This window comes from Paenibacillus sp. FSL R5-0519 (assembly GCF_037974275.1).
Classification (GTDB): Bacteria; Bacillota; Bacilli; order Paenibacillales; family Paenibacillaceae; genus Paenibacillus.
The window spans coordinates 6,224,640-6,242,770 of the sequence record NZ_CP150234.1; the positions used below are offsets into that span (position 1 = coordinate 6,224,640).

Below are 18,131 nucleotides of genomic sequence, written 5' to 3' on the forward strand. Positions count from 1 at the left end.
CAGCACCATCTTCCGATCGCTGTTATCCCCAGATTTCTTATTTTCCCTTTATAAAGGGAGAAATCCGGGGATAAAGGCGAACGCTCCGCTTCTTCAGATTGGTTCTGTACTCTCCGTCTTTATGAAAAATATTAGATCATCTTATATATTGGGCTAGTAGAAGTGAGAGGAGTGTTGGGACATTGAATCTGATCAAACTGCAAATTGTTGAGCTAATCGACAAGCATCACCACATGACAAGCGTGGCCGAGTTACTGGGGATCAAACAACCCACCGTTACATTTCATATGAAGTCTTTGGAGGAAGAGATGGGCGTGCGATTATTCGAATCGCGCAGTGGCAAGACTTTTCTAACGGAGGCCGGACAGGCGCTGCTCCACTATTCCGTCAAAATCAATGCCCTGACCCAAGAGGCAAGGCGGATAGTAAAAGAATATGACAGTCTATATCGGGGCACTCTGCACATTGGGGCAAGCTATGTAGCAGCTACATATCTGCTGCCCGCTATACTCAACACCTTTTCTCAAGAATTCCCTGGCATTCGTATCGTCTTATCCGTCAAACCATCACCCGTTATTCGCGAGATGATAATTCGGCATCAGATTGATCTGGGGGTGATCTCTTCTGAGCCGTTTGTCGGACCCGCGCTGCATGCTGAGACGTTATGTGAGGATGACTTGGTATTAATCTGCTCTCCACAGCATGGGTTGGCCCAGAAGGAACCATTGACGCCTGAGCATATTGCTCAGATCCCATTTGCCCTACATGGCAACGAATCCAGTACTCGGCGACTAACCAACCAATGGCTCGCGCAACATGACATTCGTTTGAGGAGTACGGTGGAGATGGATTCCCTGGAAGCCATCAAACAGCTTGTGTTAATTGGGGGGCATGTCTCGTTCATGTCACGAATGGCAGTACAGTGGGAGGAACAGCACGGGCTCATTCAGGTTCTTCCCATTCCGGGAGAGCAGGCGCCCCGCCATATATACACCGTACATAACAAGGACCGCCGCCCTTCAGTTCAGGTAAACCGCTTCAAAGAGGTGCTGCGAGAGGTGAGTCACAGCTTCCCTGTTTCCATAGCTCATGGCCCTGATCCTCTATAAACTATCGTTTGCCATTCATCAAATCTATGCAGGGTTAACGCAATGTGCGCTCCCCGTTAATCGCGTTCAGATACTCGGACGATAAAGTGGGAGCTGTACGTTAATCCAGATTAGGAGAGTGATTGGTTTTGAAAAAGTGGAAAAAGGTAACCGCCTCATTCATGCTAAGCATCGTAACATTGGGAAGTGGACTGACGTTTCTGGGAGCGCCCCAGGCTTCAGCTGCTGCCAATGCTGTTCCTACTTATGAAGTGAAGTTTCTGGCCAAGCCGGAACTGGTGTTGAATACAGATGGAACACCACGCAGTGAAGTGATTCAGACCCTCGGCCTGAGTTCCACGCCAAGAAACATTAACGTAGAGTACTTTGACACCAATGCGCTCGGACTGGATGAGCAAGGATGGAACGTTCGTTTTCGCAAAAAGGATGACAAGAATAACTACGAATTGACTTATAAAAAACGCTACCCTGTAATCAATGGCGACATCAACGCAGCGCTGACTCTGGCTAACCAAGAAGGATTCGATAAATCAGATGATAATTACGAGGCTGAGATTGATTGGGGATACGGCAAACAAACGCTAAGCTTCTCCAACACGAAAAAAGTCGATACCAACGCAACAGGTGTTCAACTTCCTACAGAGCAAGAAGCCTTGAACATGTTACTGGACAAGCTTCCGGGCAAATTGAAAAACTGGTCTGCCTCCAACTGGGGCAAGCAGCAGCTGACGCAATCCCGTGCATATGGCCCGATCACATTCCAACGTTATGAAGGTACATGGAATGGACAAGAACTTACACTCGAAGTATGGCCGATCCGCAACGCAGCAGGTACAGGTATTGAGAATATCGTAGAGGTCTCTTTCAAAACCGATGATACTGTAGCCGTATCCGGACTCCGTACCCAACTGCTGCAATTGCTGGAGAACAACAACTGGCTGATTCCTGCCGATGGCTTGAAGACACAGACGATTCTTGAAAGATACTAATTATTCGTCATCGTACTAATGAAACATCGCAAGCTCCTCTTCCTGCGTGCATCGTAGAAAGCGGAGCTTTTGTCGTTCCTTGAATTAAGTGAATTAAGATACTTATACAGTTACAGTAAGCTAATTTAGAGTTTACTAATTAAGAGTTTAAATGACTAATACAAAAAGAGCCCCTGCAATAAGCAAGAGCTCTTTCAATATATCTAGGAAGCGGGTGATGGGAATCGAACCCACGCTATTAGCTTGGAAGGCTAAAGTTCTACCATTGAACTACACCCGCATAATAAAAAAAATCGGGATGACACGATTTGAACATGCGACCCCCTGGTCCCAAACCAGGTGCTCTACCAAGCTGAGCTACATCCCGATACTTATGAAAATAATGGCGCGCCCTGAGAGATTCGAACTCCCGGCCTTTTGATTCGTAGTCAAACGCTCTATCCAGCTGAGCTAAGGGCGCAAATATGGAGCGGAAGACGGGAATCGAACCCGCGACCCTCGCCTTGGCAAGGCGATGCTCTACCGCTGAGCCACTTCCGCAAAACATATGGTGCGGTCGAGAGGACTCGAACCTCCACGGGGGGTTAGCCCACACGGACCTGAACCGTGCGCGTCTGCCAATTCCGCCACGACCGCAAAATATAATGGTGAGTCATGAAGGGCTCGAACCTTCGACACCCTGATTAAAAGTCAGGTGCTCTACCAACTGAGCTAATGACTCAAAATAATGAAATGGCTGGGGATATAGGATTTGAACCTATGCATGACGGAGTCAAAGTCCGTTGCCTTACCGCTTGGCTAATCCCCATTAAAAAATCATGGGGCGATCGAGGGGAATTGAACCCCCGAATGCCGGATCCACAAACCGGTGCGTTAACCACTTCGCCACGATCGCCATAGAGTAAGCCATTCATCCACTAAGAGTATCTTAGTATTAACAACTGCATCTATAATATACATTCAATTACAAATTCAGATGTAAATACTAAAAATGGTGCCGGCGAGAGGACTTGAACCCCCAACCTACTGATTACAAGTCAGTTGCTCTACCAGTTGAGCTACACCGGCATGGTGTATGTTTAATTAAAAATGGCGGAACCGACGGGATTCGAACCCGCGATCTCCTGCGTGACAGGCAGGCATGTTAGGCCAACTACACCACGGTTCCATAATACTTTCTCAAGGAAAGTGAATTGCGGGGGCAGGATTTGAACCTGCGGCCTTCGGGTTATGAGCCCGACGAGCTACCGGGCTGCTCCACCCCGCGTCGTTAAAAAAATAATATGGTGGAGGCTGAGGGGATCGAACCCCCGACCCTCTGCTTGTAAGGCAGATGCTCTCCCAGCTGAGCTAAGCCTCCATCTATATGACCCGTAGGGGATTCGAACCCCTGTTACCTCCGTGAAAGGGAGGTGTCTTAACCCCTTGACCAACGGGCCTTGCTAAAAAAAATATCTGGCGGAGAGAGAGGGATTCGAACCCTCGAGACGCTTGTGACGCCTACACGATTTCCAATCGTGCTCCTTCGGCCAGCTCGGACACCTCTCCATATGGCTCCCCGAACAGGGCTCGAACCTGTGACAACTCGATTAACAGTCGAGTGCTCTACCAACTGAGCTATCAGGGAATGGTGGAGCCAAGCGGGATCGAACCGCTGACCTCCTGCTTGCAAGGCAGGCGCTCTCCCAGCTGAGCTATGGCCCCATACTCTGGTTTGTTTTTTGTTGTGGTCTTGCTATGGGCCCTGGTGGACTCGAACCACCGGCCTCACCCTTATCAGAGGTGCGCTCTAACCAACTGAGCTAAGGGCCCTAATATATATCCCTTATTCCTTGACAAGGGGGGCAAAAAAAATACCCCAAAGGGAAATCGCTTGGCGGCGTCCTACTCTCCCAGGACCCTGCGGTCCAAGTACCATCGGCGCTAGAGGGCTTAACGGTCGTGTTCGGGATGGGTACGTGTGGAACCCCTCCGCCATCGCCACCAAACGCATAGCTTACATTTCAGAGTTCGTTCTCTGAAAACTAGATTCGAAACGAAACATGCGAATTATCACTTGCTATTGGATAAGCCCTCGACCGATTAGTACTGGTCAGCTCCATGCATTGCTGCACTTCCACCCCCAGCCTATCTACCTCGTCGTCTTCAAGGGGTCTTACATACTGGGAAATCTCATCTTGAGGGGGGCTTCACGCTTAGATGCTTTCAGCGTTTATCCCGTCCGTACATAGCTACCCAGCGGTGCTCCTGGCGGAACAACTGGTACACCAGCGGTACGTCCATCCCGGTCCTCTCGTACTAAGGACAGCTCCTCTCAAATTTCCTACGCCCACGACAGATAGGGACCGAACTGTCTCACGACGTTCTGAACCCAGCTCGCGTACCGCTTTAATGGGCGAACAGCCCAACCCTTGGGACCTACTTCAGCCCCAGGATGCGATGAGCCGACATCGAGGTGCCAAACCTCCCCGTCGATGTGGACTCTTGGGGGAGATAAGCCTGTTATCCCCAGGGTAGCTTTTATCCGTTGAGCGATGGCCCTTCCATGCGGTACCACCGGATCACTAAGCCCGACTTTCGTCCCTGCTCGACTTGTAGGTCTCGCAGTCAAGCTCCCTTATGCCTTTGCACTCTTCGAATGATTTCCAACCATTCTGAGGGAACCTTTGGGCGCCTCCGTTACTCTTTAGGAGGCGACCGCCCCAGTCAAACTGCCCACCTGACACTGTCCCCGCACCGGATTACGGTACCAGGTTAGAACCTAGATACGATCAGGGTGGTATCCCAACGTTGCCTCCACGGAAGCTTGCGCTCCCGCTTCAAAGGCTCCCACCTATCCTGTACAGATCGTACCCAAATTCAATATCAAGCTGCAGTAAAGCTCCATGGGGTCTTTCCGTCTTGTCGCGGGTAACCTGCATCTTCACAGGTATTAAAATTTCACCGGATCTCTCGTTGAGACAGCGCCCAAGTCGTTACGCCATTCGTGCGGGTCAGAATTTACCTGACAAGGAATTTCGCTACCTTAGGACCGTTATAGTTACGGCCGCCGTTTACTGGGGCTTCGGTTCACAGCTTCGGGATTGCTCCCTAACCACTCCCCTTAACCTTCCAGCACCGGGCAGGCGTCAGCCCGTATACTTCGCCTTACGGCTTCGCACAGACCTGTGTTTTTGCTAAACAGTCGCTTGGGCCTTTTCACTGCGGCCCCCTCGTGCTATTCACACTACCGGGGCACCCCTTCTCCCGAAGTTACGGGGTCATTTTGCCGAGTTCCTTAACGAGAGTTCTTCCGCGCGCCTTAGAATACTCTTCTCGCCTACCTGTGTCGGTTTGCGGTACGGGCACCTTCACCTGGCTAGAGGCTTTTCTTGGCAGTGTGAGATCATGACCTTCGCTACTACAATTTTCGCTCCCCATCACAGCTCAGCCTTATGATGTGCGGATTTGCCTACACATCAGCCTTACTGCTTAGACGGACATCCATCAGTCCGCGTCACTACCCTACTGCGTCCCCCCATTGCTCATAACGGCTTACGGTGGTACAGGAATTTCGACCTGTTGTCCTTCGACTACGCCTTTCGGCCTCGCCTTAGGTCCCGACTTACCCTGAGCGGACGAGCCTTCCTCAGGAACCCTTAGGCTTTCGGCGGATCAGATTCTCACTGATCTTTTCGTTACTCATACCGGCATTCTCACTTGTATAATGTCCAGCGCTCCTTACGGTACACCTTCAACCCTTATACAACGCTCCCCTACCCCTGATGCAAGCATCAAGCCATAGCTTCGGTGGTGTGTTTAGCCCCGTTACATTTTCGGCGCAGAGTCACTCGACCAGTGAGCTATTACGCACTCTTTCAATGGTGGCTGCTTCTAAGCCAACATCCTGGTTGTCTGTGCAACTCCACATCCTTTCCCACTTAACACACACTTGGGGACCTTAGCTGATGGTCTGGGCTGTTTCCCTTTTGACAATGGATCTTAGCACTCACTGTCTGACTCCCGGAAGTAAGTCTATGGCATTCGGAGTTTGACTGAGCTTGGTAACCCTTGCGGGCCCCGCACCCAATCAGTGCTCTACCTCCACGACTCTGTTTTCCGAGGCTAGCCCTAAAGCTATTTCGGGGAGAACCAGCTATCTCCGAGTTCGATTGGAATTTCTCCGCTACCCCCACCTCATCCCCGCACTTTTCAACGTGCGTGGGTTCGGGCCTCCAGTGCGTGTTACCGCACCTTCACCCTGGACAGGGGTAGATCACCCGGTTTCGGGTCTACGTCCACGTACTATGTCGCCCTATTCAGACTCGCTTTCGCTGCGGCTCCGGCTCTTCACCTTAACCTTGCACGGGAACGTAACTCGCCGGTTCATTCTACAAAAGGCACGCCATCACCCCTAAAACGGGCTCTGACTTTTTGTAAGCACACGGTTTCAGGTTCTATTTCACTCCCCTTCCGGGGTGCTTTTCACCTTTCCCTCACGGTACTGCTTCACTATCGGTCGCTAGGAAGTATTTAGCCTTGGCAGATGGTCCTGCCGGATTCATACGGGGTTTCACGTGCCCCGCACTACTCGGGATCCGTCTCGGAGGGAACAGACTTTCAATTACAGGGCTTTTACCTTCTTTGGCGGGCCTTTCCAGACCTCTTCGCTTAACCGGTTCCTTTGTAACTCCATGTGAGACGTCCCACAACCCCAAAGAGCAAGCTCTCTGGTTTGGGCTTCTCCGCGTTCGCTCGCCGCTACTGACGGAATCACTATTGTTTTCTCTTCCTCAGGGTACTTAGATGTTTCAGTTCCCCTGGTATGCCTCTACACAACCTATGTATTCAGTTGTGAGTAACTGGAAATTACCCCAGCTGGGTTTCCCCATTCGGACACCCCCGGATCAAAGCTTGCTTACAGCTCCCCGAGGCAGTTTCGTTGTTCGCCACGTCCTTCATCGGCTCCTAGCGCCTAGGCATCCTCCGTGTGCTCTTAGTAGCTTAACCAAATTGCTCCGGTTTCGATCGCTCGCTTCCCTTGTTTTGGACTGCGTCCAAAGCCAAAAGTCGCTCCCACTCGATACCATCGCAACAGCAATTAACTACCGTTTTTATTGAAACTTGTTATACACAAGTTCAGCTAAAAAGGAATGTTCTAATTCGCATTTACTTTCGTTTCGATATCTAGTTTTCAAAGAACAAGCTCCATGCAAAAGCAAGCTGTTTGAGAGTTTGAGCTCTCAAAACTGAGCAACGAGTGAGTAAGTTTGCAGCTAAGCTGCTTATTTGAATGTTTCCGTTACAGGAAACGATTCTCCATAGAAAGGAGGTGATCCAGCCGCACCTTCCGATACGGCTACCTTGTTACGACTTCACCCCAATCATCTATCCCACCTTCGGCGGCTGGCTCCTTGCGGTTACCCCACCGACTTCGGGTGTTATAAACTCTCGTGGTGTGACGGGCGGTGTGTACAAGACCCGGGAACGTATTCACCGCGGCATGCTGATCCGCGATTACTAGCAATTCCGACTTCATGCAGGCGAGTTGCAGCCTGCAATCCGAACTGAGACCGGCTTTTTAGGATTCGTTCCACCTCGCGGCTTCACAGCCCGTTGTACCGGCCATTGTAGTACGTGTGTAGCCCAGGTCATAAGGGGCATGATGATTTGACGTCATCCCCACCTTCCTCCGGTTTGTCACCGGCAGTCACCTTAGAGTGCCCATCCGAAATGCTGGCAACTAAGATCAAGGGTTGCGCTCGTTGCGGGACTTAACCCAACATCTCACGACACGAGCTGACGACAACCATGCACCACCTGTCTCCTCTGTCCCGAAGGAAAGGTACATCTCTGTACCGGTCAGAGGGATGTCAAGACCTGGTAAGGTTCTTCGCGTTGCTTCGAATTAAACCACATACTCCACTGCTTGTGCGGGTCCCCGTCAATTCCTTTGAGTTTCAGTCTTGCGACCGTACTCCCCAGGCGGAGTGCTTAATGTGTTAACTTCGGCACCAAGGGTATCGAAACCCCTAACACCTAGCACTCATCGTTTACGGCGTGGACTACCAGGGTATCTAATCCTGTTTGCTCCCCACGCTTTCGCGCCTCAGCGTCAGTTACAGCCCAGAGAGTCGCCTTCGCCACTGGTGTTCCTCCACATATCTACGCATTTCACCGCTACACGTGGAATTCCACTCTCCTCTTCTGCACTCAAGTCACCCAGTTTCCAGTGCGATCCGGGGTTGAGCCCCGGGATTAAACACCAGACTTAAATGACCGCCTGCGCGCGCTTTACGCCCAATAATTCCGGACAACGCTTGCCCCCTACGTATTACCGCGGCTGCTGGCACGTAGTTAGCCGGGGCTTTCTTCTCAGGTACCGTCACCTTGAGAGCAGTTACTCTCCCAAGCGTTCTTCCCTGGCAACAGAGCTTTACGATCCGAAAACCTTCATCACTCACGCGGCATTGCTCCGTCAGGCTTTCGCCCATTGCGGAAGATTCCCTACTGCTGCCTCCCGTAGGAGTCTGGGCCGTGTCTCAGTCCCAGTGTGGCCGATCACCCTCTCAGGTCGGCTACGCATCGTCGCCTTGGTGAGCCGTTACCCCACCAACTAGCTAATGCGCCGCAGGCCCATCCCCAAGTGACAGATTGCTCCGTCTTTCCAGTTTCCTTCAGGCGAAGAAAACAACTATTCGGTATTAGCTACCGTTTCCGGTAGTTGTCCCAAACTTGAGGGCAGGTTGCCTACGTGTTACTCACCCGTCCGCCGCTAAGTCTCAAAGAAGCAAGCTTCTTATCAACTCCGCTCGACTTGCATGTATTAGGCATGCCGCCAGCGTTCGTCCTGAGCCAGGATCAAACTCTCCAATAAAGTATTGAAAAGAGCGATAAGCTCATTTTGAATCTGACGAGATTAAAAATCTCATTTGTGCTCCAGTCGATCCAAGCCAAGGCTTGTTTCGAACTTTCGCGTTCATTCTGCAAGCAGAATGTTTACTCACTCGTTGTTCAGTTTTCAAAGATCAAACTTGTTTTGTTACCGAATGTCATTCTCTTCAGCAACTCTTATATAATATCATGTCCGAACCAACTTTGCAAGCTCTTTTTTTTAAGTTTCTTTCGAAGCTCATTTCATTCGCTTGCCGCACCGTGTATCTCGTGTTTTCTTGGCCGGAATTAGAATATATCATATACAGTTTTACATTGCAAGTCTTTTTTGAAAAATGATAATCACCTACAACATCGGCACCATATGTAATTTGACGCACTTGTACTATAGAGATAACTCTCAACATCCTCATTAGGCTGATTCTAATGTACTCATCCATTAAACATAACCAGGGAAGCCACTTCCACTGTGATGCAGTGGACAATTGATTGTGGATAGCCCTGGTTTTCGGAGATCCAAGCTTTCTTTTCCTTCTATATAAATAAGAAACTCATTTCTTAGGCACTGCTTACACACTCCGCTTCGCTTCTTAGTCCCTATAATATCCGCTTACCCAGCAGAGAAGCGATTAGTTCTACACCAAGTCTTGCCGTATGTCTATTGTGGTCAAACAACGGATTCACCTCAACCAGCTCCATCGACGTAACTTGATTGGTGGAAGCAAGTATCTCCAATGCGTAATGTGCCTCTCGATAATTCAAGCCACCCGGTACTGGGGTGCCTACACCCGGAGCTTCCCACGGGTCCAGACAATCCATGTCAAAGCTGACATGAATACCATCTGTCCCTTTCCCCACTGTAGCTATCGCTTGTTCAATAACCTGTTGTATTCCCATACGGTCAATATCATGCATCGTAAATGCTTGGATTCCCAATCCTTTAATCTGCTCTTTCTCATACTCATCCAGATCACGTAGACCAATATAGACCAATTTGGACGGATCAATAAACGTGCCTGCTCCAACAATGTGCGACAGATTGTATGCAGTATGCCCCAAGGAAGCAGCCACACTCATCCCATGCATATTACCGGATAAGCTGCGTTCTTCCGTATTCAAGTCTGCATGTGCATCAAACCAGATCACACCCAAATTGGAATAGTGGGCTGTTAATCCGGCCAAAGTGCCAATCGCCACACTATGATCTCCACCAAGTACAAGGGGAAAGCCCCCCTCTTCTACCGCAGTCGATACTTCATGACACACCTTCTCACTAACCTGACGTACCTCATTCAAGTGTTTTACACGATTCCGCTCAGTAGGGGTAGCCGGTTCGGAAGGACAATCTACTCGTACTTCTTTGGAAAGAACTAGCCCAAGACTCGTGATCTCCCTCTTCAGTCCAGCTGTAATCAATTCATCCGGCCCCAATTCCGCGCCGCCTCTTGCTCCCCCGAGTCCAAAAGGAACCTTAATGATGGTTACATTACGCCGCGCAGTTTCCTGATCCGTATTATCCGCAACAATAGAAGTATCTTTTATGCCACCATAGACATCATCATCATTTTTCATGTATGTCAGCTCCTTCATTATCGATCAGAACCTGCTCAATTCTCTCCAGCGCCCAATCAATTTCGGGCTCTTCAATTGTCAGCGGTGGAGCAAAACGAATGGTTGTTTCATGGGTTTCTTTACACAGTAGACCCGCAGACATCAATCGCTCACAATAAGGTCGTGCTGATTCATGCAGTTCAACACCAATAAATAAACCCTTACCCCGGATGTCCCGGATGGCCGAACTGCGAATATCACGAAGCTTTTTCATAAAATACTTCCCCAGACGCTCCGATCGCTCCGCAAGCTTCTCATCTTCAAGAACATTCAGAGCCGCAATAGCCACGGCGCAGGCGAGTGGGTTACCCCCAAATGTAGAACCATGAGACCCGGGCTCAAACAAATCCAGTATCTCCGCATCAGCAGCAATAGCCGAGATGGGCATGACCCCTCCCCCTAGCGCTTTGCCCATAACCCAGATGTCCGGCTCAACCCCTTCCCAGTCGGAGGCAAAACGGCGACCCGTTCTTCCAAATCCGGTCTGGATCTCATCAGCCACAGTCAACACCTTCTGGTTCTTACACAGAGCAAAGGCTTCAGCCAAATATCCATCAGGCGGGATAACGATTCCAGCTTCGCCCTGAATAGGCTCTACAAGAAAACCAGCCGTATTTGGCGTAATGGCCTTTTTCAGCGCCTCAATATCTCCATAGGGAATAATCCGGAATCCAGGTGTGAACGGTCCAAAATCTTTTTTATACTCCGCTGAAGAAGAAAATGACGTAACCGTCAGAGTTCTTCCATGAAAGTTACCAGAGCATACGATAATTTCGGCTTGATTCTCCGGTACACCCTTGCAACGATAAGCCCATCTACGTACCGCCTTTACCGCAGTCTCCACCGCTTCCGCTCCTGTATTCATGGCGAGAATCTTGGATTTCCCCGTGAATTGTGAGAGTTTCTGATAAAATAGAGAAGCTGAGCTGCTGTGGAATGCCCGTGATGTCAGCGTAACCCGATCCGCCTGATCCTTGAGCGCCTGTATGATTACAGGGTGTCTGTGACCATGATTCAATGCAGAGTATGCACTCAACATATCCATATAACGGCGGCCTTCTGGGTCTTCCACCCATACCCCTGCCGCCTGTTCAATCACAATAGGGAGTGGATGATAATTAGGTGCAGCATAACGCTCCGACCAATCTATTAACATTTTGGAATCTGACATACATACCCAACACCTTTCCAAAATACTGTATACAAAATACAATATCAATGTATGCGATACCACCACCATTTACGACTATATCCCACTATTTCCACAGCAGCCTACTCCCAGCCTTTCTTCGAACCGAATCCTCCATCAATAGTTATCGGGAAGCAGACAGTCTACGTTCCAACCAAGAGAGCAAGTTGGCCAGTGTAAATGTGATTATAAAGTAGAGGCCAGCAGCAACAAGCAGCGGAGCAAGCGGCTGGAACGTAACACCCTGAATCGTTCTGGCTGTGTATATAATTTCAGCTATGCCGATCATGGAGACAAGCGAAGAATCTTTAATGATAATAATGAATTCATTACCGATAGCTGGAAGCATGTTACGAAAGGCCTGTGGAAGTATAATATAGCGAAGTGTCATACCATGCGTCATGCCAAGGGAGCGCGAAGCCTCTATCTGCCCTTTATCAATCGCTTGAATCCCGGCCCTGAATACCTCCGCCATATAAGCCGAACTATTCATCGTCAGAGCTACCACCCCCGACATAAATGCCGGCAGGTTCACACCTACAACTGTCAGACCATAATGGATAATAAGAATCTGTACCAGCATCGGCGTGCCTCGAATGAGTTCAATATACGCCGAAGCCACCAATTTAACTGGCCATATTCGGGATAATCGCATTAATGCCATGATCACACCAAGCAACGTCCCAAACAGAACACCGAAGAAGGAAAGCTCAAGCGTAACCCACGCGCTTCGTGCATAATCCTGCCAATGATCTAATAGAAAGGAAAAATCTAAATTCACGGCATATCCCTCACTCGTCCGGTTTATTCACCCAGCATCTCATTCGCTTCAACGACGAAACGTTCAATATCTCCATTCGTTTTGAGCTTTTCCAATGTAGTGTTGATCTGATCCAGCAGCTTCTGATTACCCTTCTTCACCGCGATGGCCGAACCACCCTCATCTTCTGCCTGTTCAATCTCCACACCCGCAACAACAAGCCCCTCCTGGTTCTTCACATACTGTTCAGCTACCGGCTTCTCCAGGATGAGTGCGTCTACGCGCCCCGTCTGCAACTCCAGAATCAGTTCAGGTATTTTGGCCAGAGAAGTGAGCTTTGCTCCCTCTATTTCCTGAGCGATGCCTTCCTGAATGGAACTCTTTTGTACGCCAACCTGCTTGCCTGATAGATCATCTATGGACTTTAATGCCGTATCTTCCCCTTCTCTAACAAGGACAGCCTGCTCTGCATAAAAGTAGATATCCGTAAAATCAACGTTCTTCTTTCGTTCCTCGCTAGGGGTTAAGCCTGATATTACAAAATCAACCTTATCTGTACCGAGAGCCATAAGAAGGCCATCAAAGTCCATGTCCTCAATCTTCAGCTCGGCTCCCAGATCAGCCGCAATTGCCTTGGCAATCTCGATGTCAAAACCTACGATAGTATCTTTACCATCAATTTTCTTATGAAATTCATAGGGTGCATAGTCCGCACTGGTTCCAAGTACAATTACTTCCTTTTCCTCAGAGTTACTGCCCGAAGTCGAAGTAACATCTGATCCGGTTCCTGTCGTTTTTTCCTGACCACATGCGGACATGATTACAACGATTAACAACAGCATCATTGGCAACAATACTTTTCTCACACAGCATACCCCTATTCTTTTTTTTAGACTGAGTAGCATAATGATAAATTTGTATACAATATACATAAGACAATATATGGACTTATATGTAAGTAATACTAACAAACATTCTGAGTTATCACAATCATTATTTAAACATTTATACGCTTTAATTCCATAAAATGTGCTATATATAACACGGCACTTACATCCCCTGAAATATGAAGTTTGCTTGCCCAACTTCCCCCTCGGTGTTAAGATGATTAAAACTTGAAACTCCTGAACGGCGCACCCAGCACGGCCTCACACCCATCTAATTATTAACTTTACATAGAAAGGAGGATTCGGTATGGAGGTACCCAAATACCGGTCCTTGAAAGATCACGTATACGATTACATTGCCCAGAAGATTCAGGACGGAACGCTGCTTCCCAACCAGAAGATCAACGAGGCTGAAATATGCAAAAAGCTGGACATCAGTCGGACACCTACTCGGGAGGCCCTTTTCCAGCTGGCTTCAGACAATCTGCTGCAATACATCCCACGCAGGGGATTTATTGTCACTCCTTTTGATGCAGGCAAAAAACTGGAGTTTTCCCAAGCGATTGGTGTGCTGGAGGCACTTGCTGCCACACTTGCAGCAGACCATCTCAGACCCTCTGAACTTTTGGAAATGGAAACTCTCGTTGTCCGAATGGATGAAGATATCAGCCAGCTCGACCTTGCAGCCTACAACAAGAACCAATATCAGTTTCATAACCTGTACATTCAGCGATGTGGTAACGCCACAGTCATCGAGATGTTAAACACATTGAAGAACAGCTTCATCCGGCAGTCGTATGTTAGTGATAATAAACCAAAGCTATCTGAGGTACTGGTCGAAGTTAATGAAGAGCACCGACAAATTTTAAGTGCTTTTCGAGCCAAAGATAAGAACCACCTGGAAGCCCTGCTCAAACACCACTGGCGGATTATCGATAACGATATGCTGTAGTACGTTCTGTCTGTAACAAACCAAAGGCAACCCACAACTATTGTAGAGTTGCCTTTTTCCTATTTTTCCTTTTCGATCTCCAAGGGTGCTCTGGCCTGAAAAACGGCATACCCCAACTCTTTGCCGTATTTCGCGAGCAACCGATCATTGGTCTGGCTCATTCGCTGCATTTGTTCATCCTCGAACCAATTCATATCGATCTCACGATGTGGATCATGATCTACGCCCCATTTTCCCATAGAACGTGAATGTTCTTTGACCTCTACCTTAGTGAAGCCACACTGTTTTAGGCGTTTTCTCCATGTTATCGCCGTTACCAAGGTTCGTATACCGTAAAATTGCTTTAGTCTGCGAAACATCAATTCGGTCTTCTTGCCGGATAGAACCATCTCCCGATCTACCAAAAGTCCAGCGGGCTTCAACACTCTTCTATACTCATTAAGTGCACTCCGCCATGGGGTAAAGATCGTAACCGACTCCACAAATACCATATCAAAATGGTTTTCCGGGAAAGGCAACGATGTTACATCAGCCTGAATAAATCGAACATCCACTCGCTCTCGTCTTGCTCGCCGAACTGCCTTATCCAACATATTGCGATGAAGATCAATGGCTGTTACTTGATAGCCACTTTTAGCCAGGTAACACGCAGTCCTCCCAGTGCCACATCCTACCTCAAGAATATGACTACCCAATGGCAGAGATAAGCTATCAAGCAACTTCAGTGTTGCCAAAAATCCTCCAGGATGGGCACTCCCTTCCCCTAAACGAGCCAGCATGTCATGATAATCCACGCAACATCCCCTCCTCACTCCTCCCAGTGTATGGAACAGACTTAAAAACGGCTCCTCCCTATTCGATTTTCCGGGTACTCGTCCATACCAATTCCTCTTCGCTCTACTATGATATACAAACCGTTGAATTCAAGCGGCAACCGCATCTAATGAGGAGGATTTGCATGTACAGAATTAATCGGGTATGTGAAGAAACGGTTTCTCCGCACGTTGGACGTTCCGTTTGTCTTGTTATGAAAGACGGTAAGCATATGTATGGTACACTTAGCCAATGTCGTGATGGCAAAGTTTATTTGAACGGATGTTTCGAGGGACCACGGCTATGTTCAGTCAAGTCCAAACAGCAGTTGGTAAAAGGTAGCAAGAAAAACGCTGTTGCATCAAAGAAAGTTAAATCCTCGGCATACGGTCCATATGGATACGGTCGGGGTTATGGCTATGGAGCAGGGATCGAACTGGCTCTGGTAGCAACACTGTTCCTGCTGCCATTCCTGTTCATCTAAACTCAAATCTGATCATGGTAAATTTGTAGCATAACAAAGGCCCTTTTTGCTTATAGCAAAAAGGGTCTTTATCTTTTTCATACGATACACGTCAATTACAGTATACTTTCTGTAAATGAAGAGACAAAAAAAGGCATTCGCTAAAACGAATGCCGGGAACTTCATATTTAATACCCTTACCTTCGCAGAGGGTGTCTGTTTGATCTTAAAAAAAAACACCTCGTTAGAGGCGGGTAAGCTATGTTAAATCCGATTTCCTTTAGGCATCGTTTTTAGATTACTATTCGAATTCTCAAGCAATGGTAGCATCCTAGTCGTGCTGACCATCTCAGAAGCACATATCGGACAAGTAGGTACGTTATCAAACGCAAAATTGTCCCGCATCCATCCTTTGCACGTATCACTCGTACATTCCCAGATTGCCGCATCAGCTTGTGGAATCTCTTCCAACGGTTTTTTGCGATTATACATGACTTCTACCCCCTTTGTTATGGAAAAACATCTAACCGACGTTATTTCACAGAAGCCTACACTTAGCGGAAGTTTTACGTACCACCGAACTTCTGCCTCGACAACTATTGGGTCGACTTTTATATAACTAATCAAAAAAAAGAAGCTGCCTTTACCATTATAACATGTTAAAGGCAGCTATGCTTTAATTACAGTTTTACAACTTCTTCTGCTTGAGGACCACGGTTTCCTTGTACAATTTTAAATTGCACGCGTTGACCTTCGTCCAGCGTTTTGAAGCCTTCGCCTGTAATAGCGCTGAAGTGTACGAATACATCTTCTCCGCCTTCAACTTCGATGAAACCGAAGCCTTTATCAGCGTTGAACCATTTTACTGTTCCGTTTTGCATGTGAATTACACCTCCAAATAAAGATTAACATGTTCCTTTGTTCTTTGCAGCAAGCAAATAAAAATTCACACATTGAAAAAGGTACCAGTCATAAACCTATAAGTGATCGCCCTTTACAATATATGAATTAGGTTTTCCACTCTCTACAACTTGTTTTTATTATAACTCCATTTCAGCCAAAAAGCAAATCTTTGTATTTTCTTTTCAAACAGCTTTGGAAATACATGTTATTAACTCGCGTGGCAACAGGGTTTATCACGCTTATGTGACTGGTCACTTGAGTACGGTCTTATGAAAGGATATGCAGATCTAATCCATCTTATACATTTTTTATATAATATTCTGACATGCATATCCAACACATTCAATGAATCATATCATTACAGTTTAACACATTAGGTCCATGCCCACATAAATGCATCCCGATCCCAGGCGATCTGCCCACGATGAAGCTTACGGAAGGCCTTCTTCACTTCCTTGGACAAGGATGCATTGCCGTTCTCGTTCACAAAAACAAACTCTTCGCCAAAATGGGTCTTCACATATTCTATGGCAGCTTCCTGATGAAGTGTTCCTGTGAATTTAATCTCCTGTACCATCCATTCTGCTACGCCTTGTGCTGTCTTCTCCACTATATCACCTACTGTCTGAACCTAATGTACGGATAGCAGACCATGTATCATGAACATATCTGTCTTCCCGCCAGACTGAAGTATAACATGATCCCACTGCTGACGGGAAACTGCAAGATAACCACTTCCAAGCAATACCTTTAATGAACAACCGTATTGTCCTGCTCACTCGTATTGGATGGAATGGTCGAATGGGTTCGATTGCTCCATACTAACCAGGCACAATATGCAATCAGTACTGCCAGTATGAACAGATCATAGGGAAGTGTTCCTGTGTCCTCCAGGTCATTCCCGAGGAATTGAATCAGATTATGTATGAAATGAAACAAAATAAGCGGTACGATATTTCCGTTCTTCAGCATTAATAATGCCAGTGCCGCTCCCAGAAGCAGTGCATAGACCAATTGCATGATCGTATCCGTCATATTTTGACCTGACAATGCATTCAGCAAATGTGTAATTGAAAATAAGATGCTGGAGGTAACGACTGCGGCAACTGCACTTTTTCGAAGCAATGTTTTAAAAATAAGCCCTCGATAGATCGTTTCTTCAACAAAAGCCACGAGCAAGGTAAAATAGATAAAAAAGACCACCCGTGACAAGCTCAGCTCTCCAAATCCTTTCAGAGAAATTGTTACCAGAACAAGGAGTAGTGGAATATAATACTTTGCATGCCCAGCTGGGATACTTCGCAAAGATCGAAATCCGGTCTCTCCCCACTTGCGCCTTAACGTCAGATAGATCATCAGCACAATTGCAATAGGTGTAAAGGAAATGAGCACGGGAGAAGTGTAGTCGAGTTGTTTTATCGTCGCAATGGCCCCTGCAGCAAATACGGCTAACAGGAGAAGTAGTTCAATAATCACGACGGTGAGCACAGGTTTTCGCTCAGAAAAGGAATGTTTTGGCTCGGATTGCGGGTTAACCATACATTTGCCTACCTCATTTCATTTGCTTTTTTTCGTGTTCATA

The 18,131-nt window shown here is 47.6% G+C and carries 13 protein-coding genes, 17 tRNA genes and 3 rRNA genes; 4 read left to right on the forward strand and 29 right to left on the reverse strand.

What is annotated here, in order from left to right:
- Window positions 1-182: 182 nt before the first annotated feature.
- Both MKY73_RS27910 and MKY73_RS27915 read left to right on the forward strand, forming a co-directional pair.
- Entirely contained in the window at window positions 183-1,109 is a 927-nt protein-coding gene (locus MKY73_RS27910) for a LysR family transcriptional regulator (RefSeq protein WP_339304679.1), read from the forward strand.
- A 128-nt stretch (window positions 1,110-1,237) separates the two neighbouring features.
- A complete protein-coding gene (locus tag MKY73_RS27915) occupies window positions 1,238-2,098 on the forward strand; it encodes a hypothetical protein (RefSeq protein WP_339304681.1) in 861 nt (286 codons plus the stop codon).
- A 209-nt stretch (window positions 2,099-2,307) separates the two neighbouring features.
- Here the strand turns inward: MKY73_RS27915 and MKY73_RS27920 are convergent.
- From MKY73_RS27920 to MKY73_RS28035, 24 genes are all read right to left on the reverse strand, one after another.
- Window positions 2,308-2,378: transfer RNA gene (locus tag MKY73_RS27920), tRNA-Gly, on the reverse strand.
- 13 nt (window positions 2,379-2,391) lie between these two features.
- Window positions 2,392-2,465: transfer RNA gene (locus MKY73_RS27925), tRNA-Pro, on the reverse strand.
- Window positions 2,466-2,481: 16 nt separating this feature from the next.
- Window positions 2,482-2,558, reverse strand: a tRNA-Arg gene (locus MKY73_RS27930).
- Window positions 2,559-2,563: 5 nt separating this feature from the next.
- Window positions 2,564-2,638, reverse strand: a tRNA-Gly gene (locus MKY73_RS27935).
- 8 nt (window positions 2,639-2,646) lie between these two features.
- Window positions 2,647-2,734, reverse strand: a tRNA-Leu gene (locus MKY73_RS27940).
- A 9-nt stretch (window positions 2,735-2,743) separates the two neighbouring features.
- Window positions 2,744-2,819: transfer RNA gene (locus tag MKY73_RS27945), tRNA-Lys, on the reverse strand.
- A gap of 12 nt (window positions 2,820-2,831) precedes the next feature.
- Window positions 2,832-2,906: transfer RNA gene (locus MKY73_RS27950), tRNA-Gln, on the reverse strand.
- Window positions 2,907-2,917: 11 nt separating this feature from the next.
- Window positions 2,918-2,993, reverse strand: a tRNA-His gene (locus tag MKY73_RS27955).
- 97 nt (window positions 2,994-3,090) lie between these two features.
- Window positions 3,091-3,166 (reverse strand) — tRNA-Thr (locus tag MKY73_RS27960).
- A gap of 22 nt (window positions 3,167-3,188) precedes the next feature.
- Window positions 3,189-3,266 (reverse strand) — tRNA-Asp (locus tag MKY73_RS27965).
- Between the two features lie 25 nt (window positions 3,267-3,291).
- A tRNA-Met gene (locus tag MKY73_RS27970) sits at window positions 3,292-3,365 on the reverse strand.
- A gap of 17 nt (window positions 3,366-3,382) precedes the next feature.
- Window positions 3,383-3,458 (reverse strand) — tRNA-Val (locus MKY73_RS27975).
- A gap of 7 nt (window positions 3,459-3,465) precedes the next feature.
- A tRNA-Glu gene (locus MKY73_RS27980) sits at window positions 3,466-3,537 on the reverse strand.
- A gap of 17 nt (window positions 3,538-3,554) precedes the next feature.
- Window positions 3,555-3,646, reverse strand: a tRNA-Ser gene (locus MKY73_RS27985).
- A gap of 3 nt (window positions 3,647-3,649) precedes the next feature.
- Window positions 3,650-3,725: transfer RNA gene (locus MKY73_RS27990), tRNA-Asn, on the reverse strand.
- Window position 3,726: 1 nt separating this feature from the next.
- Window positions 3,727-3,802: transfer RNA gene (locus tag MKY73_RS27995), tRNA-Ala, on the reverse strand.
- Between the two features lie 34 nt (window positions 3,803-3,836).
- Window positions 3,837-3,910: transfer RNA gene (locus MKY73_RS28000), tRNA-Ile, on the reverse strand.
- A gap of 59 nt (window positions 3,911-3,969) precedes the next feature.
- Window positions 3,970-4,086: ribosomal RNA gene (gene rrf, locus MKY73_RS28005) — 5S ribosomal RNA — on the reverse strand.
- Window positions 4,087-4,160: 74 nt separating this feature from the next.
- Window positions 4,161-7,087, reverse strand: a 23S ribosomal RNA gene (locus MKY73_RS28010).
- A gap of 315 nt (window positions 7,088-7,402) precedes the next feature.
- Window positions 7,403-8,954, reverse strand: a 16S ribosomal RNA gene (locus tag MKY73_RS28015).
- The 16S, 23S and 5S rRNA genes sit together here with 17 tRNA genes alongside, the layout of an rRNA operon.
- A gap of 614 nt (window positions 8,955-9,568) precedes the next feature.
- A complete protein-coding gene (gene rocF, locus MKY73_RS28020) occupies window positions 9,569-10,543 on the reverse strand; it encodes an arginase (protein WP_339304683.1) in 975 nt (324 codons plus the stop codon).
- Window positions 10,533-11,753, reverse strand: a complete 1,221-nt coding sequence (locus tag MKY73_RS28025; RefSeq protein WP_339304685.1) for an ornithine--oxo-acid transaminase — start codon at window positions 11,751-11,753, stop codon at window positions 10,533-10,535. Before MKY73_RS28025 ends, rocF begins: the two co-directional genes overlap by 11 nt.
- A gap of 142 nt (window positions 11,754-11,895) precedes the next feature.
- A complete protein-coding gene (locus MKY73_RS28030; RefSeq protein ID WP_339304687.1) occupies window positions 11,896-12,552 on the reverse strand; it encodes an amino acid ABC transporter permease in 657 nt (218 codons plus the stop codon).
- Window positions 12,553-12,575: 23 nt separating this feature from the next.
- Window positions 12,576-13,397 (reverse strand): transporter substrate-binding domain-containing protein, encoded by an 822-nt coding sequence (locus MKY73_RS28035; protein ID WP_339304689.1) that lies wholly within the window; start codon window positions 13,395-13,397, stop codon window positions 12,576-12,578.
- 328 nt (window positions 13,398-13,725) lie between these two features.
- On the opposite strand from MKY73_RS28035, the gene MKY73_RS28040 reads away from it, so the two are divergent.
- Entirely contained in the window at window positions 13,726-14,370 is a 645-nt protein-coding gene (locus MKY73_RS28040) for a GntR family transcriptional regulator (RefSeq protein ID WP_339304691.1), read from the forward strand.
- Between the two features lie 59 nt (window positions 14,371-14,429).
- On the opposite strand, the gene MKY73_RS28045 is transcribed toward MKY73_RS28040, so the two are convergent.
- Window positions 14,430-15,164, reverse strand: a complete 735-nt coding sequence (locus tag MKY73_RS28045) for a methyltransferase domain-containing protein (protein WP_339304693.1) — start codon at window positions 15,162-15,164, stop codon at window positions 14,430-14,432.
- A gap of 164 nt (window positions 15,165-15,328) precedes the next feature.
- Between MKY73_RS28045 and MKY73_RS28050 the strand changes: the two genes are divergently transcribed.
- The gene (locus MKY73_RS28050; protein ID WP_339239146.1) at window positions 15,329-15,667 is read left to right on the forward strand and encodes a hypothetical protein; all 339 of its coding nucleotides are present in this window, start codon (window positions 15,329-15,331) and stop codon (window positions 15,665-15,667) included.
- A gap of 243 nt (window positions 15,668-15,910) precedes the next feature.
- Here the strand turns inward: MKY73_RS28050 and MKY73_RS28055 are convergent, their stop codons facing one another.
- The 4 genes from MKY73_RS28055 to MKY73_RS28070 all read right to left on the reverse strand — a co-directional run bounded on the left by MKY73_RS28055 (window position 15,911) and on the right by MKY73_RS28070 (window position 18,088).
- Complete coding sequence (locus MKY73_RS28055; RefSeq protein ID WP_017691121.1) at window positions 15,911-16,138, reverse strand: cold-shock protein; 228 nt, start codon at window positions 16,136-16,138, stop codon at window positions 15,911-15,913.
- Between the two features lie 188 nt (window positions 16,139-16,326).
- Complete coding sequence (locus tag MKY73_RS28060; protein ID WP_024633772.1) at window positions 16,327-16,527, reverse strand: cold-shock protein; 201 nt, start codon at window positions 16,525-16,527, stop codon at window positions 16,327-16,329.
- A 395-nt stretch (window positions 16,528-16,922) separates the two neighbouring features.
- A complete protein-coding gene (locus tag MKY73_RS28065) occupies window positions 16,923-17,159 on the reverse strand; it encodes a hypothetical protein (RefSeq protein WP_339258395.1) in 237 nt (78 codons plus the stop codon).
- 140 nt (window positions 17,160-17,299) lie between these two features.
- Window positions 17,300-18,088, reverse strand: coding sequence for a CPBP family intramembrane glutamic endopeptidase (locus MKY73_RS28070; protein ID WP_339304695.1), 789 nt, complete (start codon window positions 18,086-18,088; stop codon window positions 17,300-17,302).
- Window positions 18,089-18,131: the final 43 nt, after the last annotated feature.

Bases quoted from the DNA above. Each gene is read 5' to 3' on its own strand.
- rocF (WP_339304683.1), bottom strand. From the start codon at position 10,543: ATGAAAAATGATGATGATGTCTATGGTGGCATAAAAGATACTTCTATT.
- MKY73_RS28025 (WP_339304685.1), bottom strand. From the start codon at position 11,753: ATGTCAGATTCCAAAATGTTAATAGATTGGTCGGAGCGTTATGCTGCA.
- MKY73_RS28055 (WP_017691121.1), bottom strand. From the start codon at position 16,138: ATGTATAATCGCAAAAAACCGTTGGAAGAGATTCCACAAGCTGATGCG.
- MKY73_RS28060 (WP_024633772.1), bottom strand. From the start codon at position 16,527: ATGCAAAACGGAACAGTAAAATGGTTCAACGCTGATAAAGGCTTCGGT.
- MKY73_RS28070 (WP_339304695.1), bottom strand. From the start codon at position 18,088: ATGGTTAACCCGCAATCCGAGCCAAAACATTCCTTTTCTGAGCGAAAA.
- MKY73_RS28040 (WP_339304691.1), top strand. From the start codon at position 13,726: ATGGAGGTACCCAAATACCGGTCCTTGAAAGATCACGTATACGATTAC.
- MKY73_RS28050 (WP_339239146.1), top strand. From the start codon at position 15,329: ATGTACAGAATTAATCGGGTATGTGAAGAAACGGTTTCTCCGCACGTT.